This window comes from Clostridium sp. E02, assembly GCF_003833015.1.
Classification (GTDB): domain Bacteria; phylum Bacillota; class Clostridia; order Lachnospirales; family Lachnospiraceae; genus Lacrimispora.
On record NZ_RJLQ01000029.1, the window covers coordinates 21,627 to 35,238 of the forward strand.

General features: G+C 38.9%; 9 protein-coding genes. All 9 read left to right on the top strand.

From position 1 onward, the window contains the following. Positions 1 to 142 precede the first annotated feature (142 nt). Positions 143 to 1,003, top strand: a complete 861-nt coding sequence (locus EFT72_RS17510; protein WP_124068209.1) for a PRD domain-containing protein — start codon at positions 143 to 145, stop codon at positions 1,001 to 1,003. Between the two features lie 90 nt (positions 1,004 to 1,093). Further along, entirely contained in the window at positions 1,094 to 2,920 is a 1,827-nt protein-coding gene (locus tag EFT72_RS17515) for a beta-glucoside-specific PTS transporter subunit IIABC (RefSeq protein WP_124068210.1), read from the top strand. Between the two features lie 9 nt (positions 2,921 to 2,929). Further along, positions 2,930 to 4,357 (top strand): 6-phospho-beta-glucosidase, encoded by a 1,428-nt coding sequence (ascB, locus tag EFT72_RS17520; RefSeq protein WP_124068211.1) that lies wholly within the window; start codon positions 2,930 to 2,932, stop codon positions 4,355 to 4,357. A 41-nt stretch (positions 4,358 to 4,398) separates the two neighbouring features. Beyond that, positions 4,399 to 4,671: an HPr family phosphocarrier protein gene (locus EFT72_RS17525; protein WP_124068212.1), complete on the top strand. Its 273-nt coding sequence runs from the start codon at positions 4,399 to 4,401 to the stop codon at positions 4,669 to 4,671. A 283-nt stretch (positions 4,672 to 4,954) separates the two neighbouring features. Then, on the top strand, positions 4,955 to 5,488 hold the full coding sequence (locus EFT72_RS17530) for a hypothetical protein (RefSeq protein WP_124068213.1): 534 nt from the start codon (positions 4,955 to 4,957) through the stop codon (positions 5,486 to 5,488). A 127-nt stretch (positions 5,489 to 5,615) separates the two neighbouring features. Further along, on the top strand, positions 5,616 to 6,671 hold the full coding sequence (locus tag EFT72_RS17535; RefSeq protein WP_124068214.1) for a hypothetical protein: 1,056 nt from the start codon (positions 5,616 to 5,618) through the stop codon (positions 6,669 to 6,671). Between the two features lie 16 nt (positions 6,672 to 6,687). Further along, the gene (locus EFT72_RS17540; RefSeq protein ID WP_124068215.1) at positions 6,688 to 12,108 is read left to right on the top strand and encodes an RHS repeat-associated core domain-containing protein; all 5,421 of its coding nucleotides are present in this window, start codon (positions 6,688 to 6,690) and stop codon (positions 12,106 to 12,108) included. Between the two features lie 127 nt (positions 12,109 to 12,235). Then, positions 12,236 to 12,634: a DUF5104 domain-containing protein gene (locus EFT72_RS17545; protein WP_124068216.1), complete on the top strand. Its 399-nt coding sequence runs from the start codon at positions 12,236 to 12,238 to the stop codon at positions 12,632 to 12,634. Positions 12,635 to 12,808: 174 nt separating this feature from the next. Continuing rightward, the coding region (locus tag EFT72_RS17550; protein WP_164473208.1) for a transposase at positions 12,809 to 13,612 on the top strand (804 nt) is incomplete at its 3' end.

The window sequence follows — 13,612 nt, forward strand, 5'->3', positions numbered from 1 at the left end:
CTAGTTGTTTCTTCTTGCCCATATATGTTATAATAGAAGTAATAGGATTGTAACTGTTTAGCAGGCAACACCTAAACCAGGATGCGAATAAAAGAACGCATGTTGGTTTAGGTGTTTTTTATTAAGAAAGGGTGGGCAGGAGATGAATTATCATGTTAAAAAAATATATAACAATAATATTATTTTAGCAGAGGATGACAAAATGTCGGAAGTGATACTGTTAGGAAAAGGAATTGCGTTCCAAAAACAGTCCGGGGATTTCGTAGACGATGATAAGATTGATAAGAAGTTTATCTTTGAGTCTCCTGAAACCTACTCAAAATACATTGCGTTGTTAAAAGAAGTTCCCTTAAATCAGGTGGAATTAGCAAATAAGATAATAGAACAAGCGCAGGAAGAATTAAAGGTGACATTCCATGACAGTATCTATATTGGTCTGACAGATCACATTAGTTATACCATATCCCGCTATAAAAGCGGACTGTTTCTTAAGAATGCGCTTCTTTGGGAAATTAAAAATTATTACCCCAAAGAATATAAGGCAGCTGAAAACGCATTAAATTTAATCTGGTACTATGAGAAGCTGCAGTTATCAGAAGATGAAATTGGATTCCTTGCATTGCATTTTATCAATGCGCAACAGGGAGGGGAAGAGATTGAAAAAACCATGGCGGTTGCTGAGATCGAACATGATGTTTTAAATATTGTAAAATATTATTATCAGATTGATTTGAATGAAAACACACTAAACTACAGTCGGTTTATCACCCACATCCGTTTCTTTGCCAGAAGACTTTTAAAAGAAGAAATCTTAACGTCAGATGATAATTTCTTGTTCGAGCAGATAAAAGACAAGATGCCAAAGGCAAAAGAGTGTGCGGACAAAGTTAAGGATTATTTTATAAAGAAATTTAAGATTACGATATCCCAGGAAGAGATGATTTATTTTATGCTTCATATTAACCGTGTTGCAGAGAGAGAAAGAAAAGAGATTCAAAACTAAGTCATAAAAATCATAGTTCTATGGCACTATAAAAAGGAATGTCGACACCTTTTTATTTTAAATAAATAATACATGAAAAAGGAGAAACATATGAATTATCATGACTTAGCCAAAGAAATTTTGGCGCATATAGGCGGAATCGATAATGTGACCCAGTTGACCAACTGTGCCACTCGTTTGAGAATGAATTTTAAAGATGAATCCAAAGTAGATTTGGAACAAATAAAAGAAATTAAAGGGGTGTTGGGCGCTGCAAAAAAATCAGGCCAGTACCAGATTATTATAGGTCCAGACGTATCGAATGTCTGCAATGAGATGAAAAATATGGGACAAGTAGATCAGGTGTCCAAGCCTGCAAAAAATACAGGAAAAATAGATGCTTTGATGGATATTTTTGCTTCTATCTTCACTCCGGTCATCCCGGCAATCACAGCAGCAGGTATGATTAAGGCGATTTTAGTGGTATGCGTTCTTTTGGGAATGAGGAAAGAAACTCAAGTTTATGCAATCCTCAGCTTCATTGCTGACGCTGGATTTTACTTCTTACCAGTAATGCTGGCATTTTCTTCTGCAAAAAAGCTGGGGTGCAATCCGTATCTGGCAACAATGATTGGTGGAATCCTTCTTCACCCTAATTTTGCAAAGATGGTTTCGGCAGGTGATCCGGTATTCTTTCTTGGACTTCCTGTAAAACTGGTTAACTATGGTTCTAGCGTTATCCCCATCATTTTAGCGGTTTGGTTGATGTCATATGAAGAACGATTTGCTGATCGGATTTCCCCTAAGCCAATCAAATTCTTTATGAAGCCAGTTTTGGTTATTCTTATTGTGGCACCGGTATCGTTGATTGTCTTGGGGCCATTGGGTTCTTATGTGGGGACAATAATAGCCAATGTAACCGATTATTTGAATCAACACGTTAGCTGGCTGGTTCCTACCCTGATGGGAGGATTCATGCCGTTATTGGTTTTAACCGGAATGCATTGGAGTTTCCTGCCCATTTTAATGACTTCTTACAGCACCTATGGATATGAGGCGGTCATGGGACCTGGGAGTCTGGTTTCCAACATATCGCAAGGTGGAGCTTCCTTGTGTGTGGCCATGAAAACAAAAAACAAAGAATTAAAGCAGCTGGCATCTTCTGCAGGAATCACAGCACTGATGGGAATTACTGAACCAGCGATGTATGGAGTTACGATTAAACATAAAAAAATATTGATCTCCGTTATGCTTGGAGGCGCAATCGGCGGTTTTTATGCCGGTCTTATGGGAGTAGTCCGCTATACATCAGGAACACCTGGACTATTATCTCTTGCAATCTTTATTGGAAAAAATCCCTTTAATGTGGTTCATGCACTTATTGCCTGTGTCATAGGATTTAGTGTAACCTTTATTTTAACCTGGTTTTATGGATTTAAAGAGCAAAACCAAACTGGAGGAGATTCAAATGTCTCTGAGATAAGCAGGAAGATTATAATTTCCAGTCCGGTTAACGGGAATAAAGTGAATTTATCGAAAGTAAATGATGAGACCTTTGCCAAAGAAATTTTAGGAAAAGGGATGGCAGTGGAGCCAATTGATGGTAAAATTAAAGCACCCTTTGATGGCGAAGTAGTAACGGTGTTTCGGACAAAACATGTAATTGGTCTTAAAAGCGTAGAAGGTGTTGAACTACTCATCCATATTGGAATAGATACCGTTGAGTTAGAAGGAAAATACTTTACCACCCATGTAACCGCCGGAGATCAGGTAAAAACCGGAGACTTGCTCATGGAATTTGACAAACAGGCAATTGAGGAAGCAGGGTATGAGACAATCGTCCCTGTGATTGTAACCAATACTGGAAACTATCTTGACGTAGTGGCAAGTGAAGAGGGAACGGTAAGAACTGGCGATACACTTTTTACAGTACTTTAAGGAGATTATATGAAATTAAAAAATGACTTTCTCTGGGGAGGAGCCGTGGCGGCAAACCAGTGTGAAGGCGCTTATTTAGAAGATGGAAAAGGATTATCCCCCATGGACATTCTACCTAATGCTCAATCAGGTAGAAAAGAAGCAATGTATCACCCGGAGGTGGCATTAAACAATGACTATGGTTATTATCCAAGCCATGATGCCATTGATTTCTATCATCGATACAAGGAAGATATTGCTCTATTAAAGGAGATGGGAATTAAGGCATTCCGTACATCAATCAGCTGGGCAAGAATTTTTCCAAATGGAGAGAATAAAGAGCCAAATGAGGCAGGGCTTCGTTTCTATGACAATTTGTTTGATGAATGCAGAAAACAGGGGATCGAACCAGTAGTAACCATCTGCCATTTCGATACGCCTTTGGCATTAACGAAAAAATACAACGGGTGGGAAAATCACATTCTAATTAACCTTTATCTAAAATACTGTGATGTACTATTTAAACGTTATGGGAATAAAGTAACATACTGGATGACATTTAATGAAATCAATATGATATCCCATATTCCGTTTTTTGGTGGTGGCATGGTGATCACAGAGGAAAAAAACAGGAATCAGATTGTTCATCAGGCAGCCCATCATCAGCTTGTGGCAAGTGCAAAGGCAGTAAAACTTGCACATGAAACCAATCCAGATTTAAAAGTCGGCTGTATGCTGGCGGCCGGATCTTTTTATCCTTATAGTTGTGCTCCTGAGGACGTCTGGGCAGCTGCGGAAAAAAACCAGGAAACCAATTTGTTTCTTGATGTTCAGGCAAGAGGAAGTTATCCAGCTTATGCGAATCGGATATGGAAAGAAAAAAACGTGGAACTGAAAATGGAAGCTGGCGACGAGGAGATGCTTCGGTACAATCCCGTTGATTATATTGCATTCAGTTATTATTCCACCCGTTTGGCTGGGGTTAGTCCTGAGATACGTAATCAGGTAGCAGATGGGAATGCCATAACCACGTTAAGAAATCCCCATCTAGAGATTACACCATGGGGAAGACAGATTGATCCTCTGGGGCTTCGAACAACGATGAATGAGTTGTATGACCGATATCAAAAACCATTATTTTTAGTTGAAAATGGTCTGGGCGCTGCAGATACGGTAGAAGAAGACGGAAGCATTGAAGATGATTACCGAATCGAGTATACTAGAAAGCATATTGAAGCCATGAAGGCAGCAATGGCGGATGGCGTGGATTGTCTTGGTTATTTAACTTGGGGATGTATCGATCTTGTGAGTGCCGGATCAGGGGAAATGGAAAAGCGGTATGGATTTATTTATGTGGATCAGGATAACCAGGGAAATGGGACTTTAGAACGGAAAAAGAAAAAATCTTTCTATTGGTATCAAAGAGTGATCGAGAGCAACGGAGAGAAGATGGAGTAAAGAAAAACTGACAGGCAGTAAGAGAGGGAGGAGTTTTGTATATGGAGAAATGTACCGTTAAAATAACGAATTCAATGGGACTTCATGCCAGGCCTGCATTGCTGCTTGTCAAGCTTTTGAATCAATATGAATCTGAGGTCCAAGTATACAAAAGTGGTGTGACGGAAGAAATATATGATGCAAAAAACATTATGTCTATATTTTCCATTGGTGCAGTTATGGGGGATGAATTAACATTTCAGTCCCAAGGGGCCGATGAGAAAAAAGTACTGGAAGCCGTAGAATTATTTTTCAACAACAATTGTGGAGAATAGGCGAATATAACATAGGAAAGACGGAACCGCTCTAATGGGGAGATGGTTTCGTCTTTTTTTATTGTGAAAAATTAAAAATAACCTTTTTTTTGAACCTTAAATCTTTAAAAACGAACACATGTTCGAAAAAACATTGACAACAGGATACGAACGTATTATAATCTAGAAGTCGATAAAACAGAACATGTGTTCGAAAAAAATGAACAGATTTAAGTAAAAGAATAAATGGTTTTATAGCGAAAAAAATTAAAGAAAAAATCCAAATTAAAAGAGGAGAAATAATATGTCAAGTACAAACAAAACATCATTAGGATTAAATATGTGGGAAGCATCGGATAAGCCAGTAAGACAGGATTTTGTCAATGATAATACTATTATTGATGAGAAGATAACTAACTTAAATAGCAATTTAGCAATTAAATATTTAGCTGATGGAACCGATATAAATACACTAACCGAAACTGGTAAATATCGTGTTTACAAAGGTGTTAATAGTCCATTTGATAATTCTATTGATGGTGACGTACTAGTAATAACTGAAAAAATATGGGATGGGACGATTTATCAAAAAGTCATATCTCTATGGTCAAGTCGAAAAACGGTAGAACGTCTTTTGGTAATGGGTACTTGGCAAGAAATGCGTAATAAAAATTTAGATAACATAACGTCCATTAGCGATGATTCAGTAGCATTAAATTTATTTACTGATAATAAAAAATCACAAATCAAATTCTATCCTGATTCTAATACACTTTATGTTACTTTTTTTGACGGATCGATATGGCATGAAAAATTATTAGCTAATTTTAATAATTAATTATTTAAATCACTATTTACTTAATCAATAGGAACTGCTGATACGCCCTTTTGCTCTCAATACAAAAAAGAGGAGTATCAGCATAAAACTATAAAACTAACAATACGAAAGGAGGAACCTATTATTTATGAACCGACCAGAATGTTTACACATCCCCACCCTCTACGAGGGAGAACAAGCACAGATTAGTTGGGGAGTGGTGGAAGCAGATAGAAATTATATTGTAGAACGAGTATTTAATGAATCTTTTTTACAAGCCTTGACGGGATGCACCTGGGACAATATTGACAGCACCAATGAATCATGGAGTGGGCTTGATCAGACTGAACGAAACTGGCAACAAATAGAAACCAAAACAGGCAAAGGCCAGAACTGGGAACGGCTGGATTATGCGCAGTCAAGCTGGTCGCAGCTTGAGAATGATTTTGATACATGGCAGCAATTAGAAAGCAGGGAAATTAGTTTTGAAATATTTAACGGTTCTGGTGCGAGACGGTTTGGCATTGAGCAGGGCTGTACATGGCTGGAACTGGACGAGCTTAAGAAAGATTGGTTCAGCTTGGAAAATCAGGGACATACATGGGCAGAATGGGAGAATGAAACCTTGCCTGGTATCTCATGGGAGAGCATTGAATCCAGATGGCTGTCCTTTAACGAATGGGAAGAAAAAGAATTTACCTTCCATGAATGGGATACACAGAAACAGATAGAACAACACCGTGGAATGACAGATTCCATTCCAATTGGGTCGGCCAATGCTATGTACCGGATCAAAGCATATGACAATAAAAGTGATGAATCTGATTATTTAACAACTTCACAATTGCCAGTTATCCCTATATTTTACCGTAACAACACCATGGAATATCCGGTAAAGGCAGGGAAACGTTACATAGTACTGCTGAAAGCTCAGGATGTCATCGGTCTGGAAAAAGTCCGCATGAACCTCAGGTATAATCCATACTTACTGGAATTAATCAACCTCGCAGTTGGCAACCAAAGAAGGATAACAGAACCAGGGATTTATCCGGAAGAAAATTTAAGAATATATTCCAGTATTCCGGGAAAATTATGGTTTCAGTCAACCAGGCAGTTAAGCAAGAATGAATGCTTTAGCGGTTCCATTGCACTGGTAGAATTTATTGCCAGGGGAACCGGAAGTGCAGCAGTAACATTAATTTAAGATAAGAAGGAAATAGATGGACGATAAAAAAATGATAGAGGATTTTATAGAGAAAGATGAAAGGGATGTGTCTGATACAGATAGAGAAATGGACGGGGATGCATCAGAGGAAGAAACATGGGAGGAAAAGAGCCTTAAAACACAGTTGAACCGGGCTGTGTTGTCTTCAGAGGAGGATGGTTTTTCGAATATCAAACAGTATCCGGAGTCCCCATTTACCTATTTTGAATCCAATCAGGTAAATGTTCAGTTAAACACTGGCAATGTCCAATATGGGACAACAGATTTTGTTCTGCCCGGTAGAGATGGCTTTGATTTAACCATTGCAAGGCGCTATAATTCCGGCTGTGCAAATTTAGTGGATATGGCTCCGTATGTTAGAAATTCAAGGCTATTAACAGGTTCTATTAATAACAGTTATTATACTTCAACGTATGGACTGGGGCACGGTTGGTCCTTTGTGCTGCCGTCCATTGAGACCGTGCAGAACTTAAGGTGGGACTGGCGGCCAAATTTAATTGGAACTCGCAGTTATGATTATATCCTGCATCTTGAAGATGGAAGAAATTTAGAGATCAGCCGATATTCAGATCATTTTGAGAATTATGACTTAAATGATGTAAGCATTGACACCAGAAAAGGTACCATTCGACATCCATACGCAACGGATCTTACAAAACGTTATAATCTTATAATTGAATACAAGAATGGGAATAAGGACTATTTTCAAAGCTCACATGATGATGATGGGGATCGGGATATACCGGGTGCTGTTAATTTCAAACTGGTTGCCCGCCAGGACAAATTTGGAAATACTATTTTTTATAATCTAATAAGATATGGTGGCATGAAGATTGTGGACACCTGGGGACGTATCATAAGCCTGGAGGGGGCCAAAAACGGACTTGTCTGGAAACTGCCGGAAAGTACGGCAGGAAAAGCATGTGAAATTTCCTACAATATCAGTAGGAGCGGTACGCATAAACTTACTGCAGTCACAGACCCTTTAGGCCGCATGACTCAGTATAGCTACGGATATTATAATGGCTCTATGAAGTGTGCGGGCCCCTGGGTAGCAGGAAACAACACCAAAACGAAAGATCGTAAGTATCTGCTCCTAGAAAGTGTTACATATCCCAATTATGCCTCAACTCAGTTTGCATATGATAGGAAAATTAGCATTGAAAATAATACGGGTGGACAGATTACCCATTTAGCATTGACGATGAAAAGGGATATTGTTGACGGAGCGGTATACAACCAGAGCGAATATGGTTACACGATTGATACTGGATACACCTACAATAAAGACAGTGGTAATTATATTGAGTACGCATCAGTAACACATCATCAGGACATTGTGGAAACCCATAAATTTGATTCAATAGGTCAGCGAAAAATAAAGGAAGTCAAACACCAAAAGGCTCTTATTTCAATAAGTAAGTATAATTACAGCAATAAATTAATCGTATCAACATTTGACTATGTGATTGACAGGAATGACAATTCAGAATTTCTGAAGAAGAAGACATTGTGGAAATATTCTGCAGATGGAAAAGCAAATGTCACCCAGTATAATGAAGAATATCCGGATGATCCTTCCTGTAATCAGGAAATTAAAACAACCTATGATGACGGTGACTACAGCATTGTTACTGAAACAAAAAGAAAAAAAGGCACTGACCAGATTAGAGAAACAAATGAGCTCTATAAGGATTTGGGAAAACGAGTCATAAAATATCATCGGGTCTATGAAAATGGAGTCTTAAAAGAAAAGACAGGATACGAGTATAAGGATGGGGCAAATCCCTACTGTGTGACAAACGAAAAAAGGTATTTCCTGGCAGACGGGGGAGACCTGGATCAGTCAAGTGAGTATGCAGAAACTATTTATAAATACAGCTCCTTTTCCAGTACGACCAGCAGATACACACATGATTTTATTTCAAAAGAACAAATCGGCATCCTGGATGCGGATGGCAAGCTCTGCGATCCAATCAGGGAAGAGTTCCAATATGATAATTGGGGACGGCTCATTTTCAAAAAGGCCCCCAGGAATCAGGTGACTACCTACCAATACGATCAGATGGGACGAATTATAAAAGAAACATTGCCTTCGGCAGATGGCCAGCAGGCAGTAAATGAAACCTATTATAATGATCGCTTAAATTTTATCACGACAACCGATGCAAACCACCAGAAAAAACGAATTCAATACACGCCCTTTGGACAGATTCAACGAGTCTGCCTAGCCGTATCCAATGAACCGGCTACTGGTGATATCGTGCTTCAGGATTTCCGATATAATTCATGGGGAGAGTTGATAGAAGCAATCACATATGATGGGAACGGCAGGACTGCGGATCATATAAGAAAGACTGAGCGCTATACTTACGATTCTTTTGGTAGGGTACTGTTTCGTGGAATTGATCAGGTAGATTATGAGGAGAAGTATGAATATGATCAGGTCTTTACCGATCCGGTAGATGGGAGAAACTACGAACGTGTAGTAAAAAGAATCATAGGTGATGCCTACAGTCCAGATGTTGTGACGGAATGTTACAAAGACCAAAAAGGTCAGATACGGAAGGCGATTTTAGCAGGGGAAAGACTATTTACCTATGAATATGACAATGTAGGTAACAAAATCCAAAAAATGGATGTTGGTAACAAAGTGGAGCGGTGGGAGTACGATTATGCTGGCCGTATCGTAAAATCCATACGCATAGATTCCGGTCAGGAGCGAATAACCAAAGTTCAATATGATGGGCTTGGCAATAAACGGTTCCAATGGGATGAAGTGGAAAAGAAAACTGAATTCCAATATGATAAGGCAGGACGTCTGGTAAAAGTCACGGCACCATTTGATCACCGCAGTCAGATTATGAAATATTACTATGATGAAACGGGTAATGTAATAAGGGAAAAGAAAGCGCAAAACAATGGGTGGCAGGATACCCAATATGTTTATGATGCTAAAAACCGATTAACCGATACTTACCAGTACTTAAGTCAAGGCAACTGGATTAAGACCACCTGCCGGTATGATGCAATGGATCGAATCCTCCGAAGGAGAACTGGAGATACCCCGTCTGGTGAGGGGAGTGAGGTTGTAACATATACCTATGATCGCTTTGGAAATGTTACAACAATGACAGATACACGCGGTTATACGGAATACTATGAGTATGATAATACTGGAAGGATTTTGAAGAAAACGGACAGAAACAAAGACCAGACCATTTACCAACATGATGCCTTGGAACGTGTGATAAAAGAAACTGCACAAAAGAAAACTCTGGATGGATTGTTAATCAGCGAGCGGGAATACGCTTATTGTAAGAATGGGAAACGTGCTAAGGAGATCAGTAAAGAATCCTTGGGAGGGAAACAAAACGTCCTGCTGGAAAAAACATTTTATTATAATAGTAAAGGACAACTCACTCGTCAGAACGATACTGGAGATACAAAAAAGAACTATACTTATGATATCTATGGAAATCGTCAGTCTTTCCAGTTAACCCGGACAGGCAATAGCAATCCGGAAATAAGCCTCCATTACATCTATGATGACTTATACCGCTTAAAGCAAGTGAGGAAAAATAGTGCTGTAGGAGAGATCCTGTCAGAGTATGAGTATGATGAAAGGGGCAACCGTAAAATCCTCCGCTATCCCCAGTCCGGTATGGAAACCATCTATCAATATAATGATGGCAATCGGGTAACCGCATTGGAGAATAAACGGCAGGGAACCATTATTTCTTCATGGGAATACAGCTATGACGTAGATGGAAACATTCTTAGTAAAATAAATAAGGGCGGTCCGGTACCCATTACGATTTCCTATGGTTATGATCGGATGGGGCGTTTAACAGAAGAAGACTATTCCGACTGGAAGCGGACGCTTTATACCTATGACTCCTATTCCAACCGTATGAAAATGATGGTAGAGGGAAGAACAAAGGACGAGCTCTTAAGCGTCACCAGCTATGAGTATGGCTCAAACAATCGACTGGAAAAGGAGATAAAAAAGCAGGGGAAAACAACTGAAACGTATCAGTACCGGTATGATGATAATGGAAATGAGACCTTCCGAATTTGGGAGAAAACATCTCCAACACCTGACTATCCGGGACACGTCAAGCTATCAGGTGATTTTAAATGTGAACCCCCAACTGTTTATGAGTGGAGACATTATGATGGTTTCAACCAATTAATCCGGATCAATCAGGATGACAAAGAGATTACATATCAGTACCGTGGAGATGGTCTGCGTCATAGTGTTGAGGTAAGAGAGCTAACTGAGAGCAAGAGTAAAAGAAATGAGTATTACTGGGATGGTACCAATATTGTAGGGGAGCAGACGGATAATGTACCGTTTAAAATCTATATAAGAGGAATCAACTTAATTGCTTGTGAAACAGATCATGTGGTATACTATTATACATTAAATGAACATGGGGATGTAACCCAACAGTGGAATCCAAACGGAGTATGTAAAGCCTCGTATGAGTATGATGCGTTTGGTGTGGAAAAAAATCCAGATAAAGAGGATAAAAATCCGTTCCGATATTGTGGGGAGTATTTTGATTTAAGCAGTGGTATTTACTACCTCAGGGCGAGGTATTACGATCCGACGATAGGACGCTTTATTTCAGAAGATTCATTCAGAGGAAATTCTAATGATTCACTAACTTTAAACCTGTATACCTATTGTGGAAACAATCCGATAAGACACTATGACCCGGATGGCCATAGCTGGAAAGAGGTAGGTGATAGATTTAAAACGATCGGTGAAAAAAAATATGATGAGGCTAGTGCACGAGCGGAAGCAATACTAGACGGGGCAGATAAGGTTGCAAGCAATGTGGGCATAGACACCGCAGAAGTTGGAGCATTCCTTTTGATGATGGATCAAGACGCGAATGGCAGTTACCATGCACGTACCGATGCTTGGCAGCAACATGCTGGTTACAACCGCCTGTTTGATGCTGCTTTCGACTTTGGAACAAGTATGAGCACATCACCATTTGAATTTTCATATGGGGAGCAAAATTATAGATTATGGGCATGGAAAGGTGACTACATCAATCTCGGAGCTGGAGCAGAATTAGGCATATACCAGCAAATGACGGTGTCGGGATTTGGTATACCACAGTGGAATATGAACAAAGACATTACTATAAAAATGTCTATGTTGTTAAGTTATAAGGGAAATGTCATAGCAACATATAATCCGTCAGACCCGCAATGGTGGATTACGTCGTTCAATCCGAACTATAAAAATGTAGATGCAAGCGATTTAAGTGTTTCGTTCACCGTTGATTTTTCGGAGCATGAGAATATGTATGTTGCATTCCGTGATAAATGGAAATATGAAAAAAATACTCCTTGGAAATTTGATAAGAAAAACCCCGTAGCAAAGTTGAACTATTAGGAGACCCAATTGTGAAAAAAATTTCTTGTTGTTTTTATTATTTGTAAGCATTTTCTTGTTATGTTCATGTAAGAAAGGAGTTGGCAGAGCGATTTTTGATGATATTCATAATAAAGCGGATGCTCGAATGGAGGAAGTGTTTGAGGCCATTAAAAACAACAGCGGAGATGATGTGAAAGCAATGTTCTCAAAACAGGCCTTGTCTGACGCTGATGATTTTGACGAAAATTTAGATGCGCTATTCAGATATATTCAGGGCGACGTTCAATCTTGGGAAACCACAGGAACATATGGGGGGTTAGCTGAAAAAAATAAAGGCAAACGAAAAAAACAAACAGAATCAGTATATGGTTTAATAACCAGTGAGCAAGAGTACGAAATTGTCATATATGAAGTTACTAAAGATACAGCTAAACCCGAAAATGTAGGGGTGTATTCCATTTGCATTATCAATAAAAATGAAAAGCAACACCCAGATTTTGGATATTGGGGAAGTGGAGATGCAGGAATTATAATTGGTGAATAGCCCTTCGGAGAGCCCTTGACATCTTCCATACGTGTTAGATCCGCGAATAGAAAAGTTGAAAACTAAACAGATTGTTTTTTGTCCAGTGCACATGCGCAAGGGGCTGTAAAAAAACTCCCTTAAAAAAAATCGCCGAAGTCGTGAGACTTCAGCGATTTTTTGGTATAATTAATTATGCGAATAACTAACAACACCAATGGTAATTATACTCCACGTCAGTTGAAATTACCATTGGATATTGAAAAATTAATTGATATTTCTGATCCGGTATACACTTTCTGTGAGGTGATGGATCACATCGACCTATCAAAATATTTTGTAAAGAAAGGATACAAAACAGGTCGCCCAAGATGTGAGGAACAGAAACTCCTTAAAGTGATACTCTTTGCTTTCATGGAGCACGGAATTAGTTCTCTGCGAGAAATGGAAAAACTTTGTAGGAACGATATACGATATATGTATCTTCTTGCTGATATGAAGGCGCCTTCTTTTGCAACGTTTGGTAATCTTATCCGCAATGAACTAACGAATTCCATAGAGCAGATTTTTATTGACGTAAACTGTTACCTTTTTGAAAAGGATCATGTGGATCTGCAGCATACTTACATAGATGGAACAAAAATGGAAGCAAATGCTAACCGCTATACCTGGGTATGGAAAAAATCATGTCTTCGAAACCGTGATAAGGTTTTTGAAAAACTTTCTGTATTGATTGATTCTATGAATACAAGTGTACTAAATTATCTGGAAATAAAACTGGAGAAACGTAATGAATATGCCATCGATTATGTCGCAGAATTACTCGAAAGATACAAAAGTGCAACTGCTCTGGATTGTACAAAGTTTGTATCGGGAATCGGACACCGCAAAAGTATGGAACAGCGTCAATATCAGGAAATGCAAGGTTACCTGGAACGTCTGAAATCATACGCAAAACACATAGAAGTATGCGGAGAAAAACGAAACAGCTATTCGAAA

Bases quoted from the DNA above. Each gene is read 5' to 3' on its own strand.
- EFT72_RS17510 (WP_124068209.1), top strand. From the start codon at position 143: ATGAATTATCATGTTAAAAAAATATATAACAATAATATTATTTTAGCA.
- EFT72_RS17515 (WP_124068210.1), top strand. From the start codon at position 1,094: ATGAATTATCATGACTTAGCCAAAGAAATTTTGGCGCATATAGGCGGA.
- ascB (WP_124068211.1), top strand. From the start codon at position 2,930: ATGAAATTAAAAAATGACTTTCTCTGGGGAGGAGCCGTGGCGGCAAAC.
- EFT72_RS17525 (WP_124068212.1), top strand. From the start codon at position 4,399: ATGGAGAAATGTACCGTTAAAATAACGAATTCAATGGGACTTCATGCC.
- EFT72_RS17530 (WP_124068213.1), top strand. From the start codon at position 4,955: ATGTCAAGTACAAACAAAACATCATTAGGATTAAATATGTGGGAAGCA.
- EFT72_RS17535 (WP_124068214.1), top strand. From the start codon at position 5,616: ATGAACCGACCAGAATGTTTACACATCCCCACCCTCTACGAGGGAGAA.
- EFT72_RS17540 (WP_124068215.1), top strand. From the start codon at position 6,688: ATGGACGATAAAAAAATGATAGAGGATTTTATAGAGAAAGATGAAAGG.
- EFT72_RS17545 (WP_124068216.1), top strand. From the start codon at position 12,236: ATGGAGGAAGTGTTTGAGGCCATTAAAAACAACAGCGGAGATGATGTG.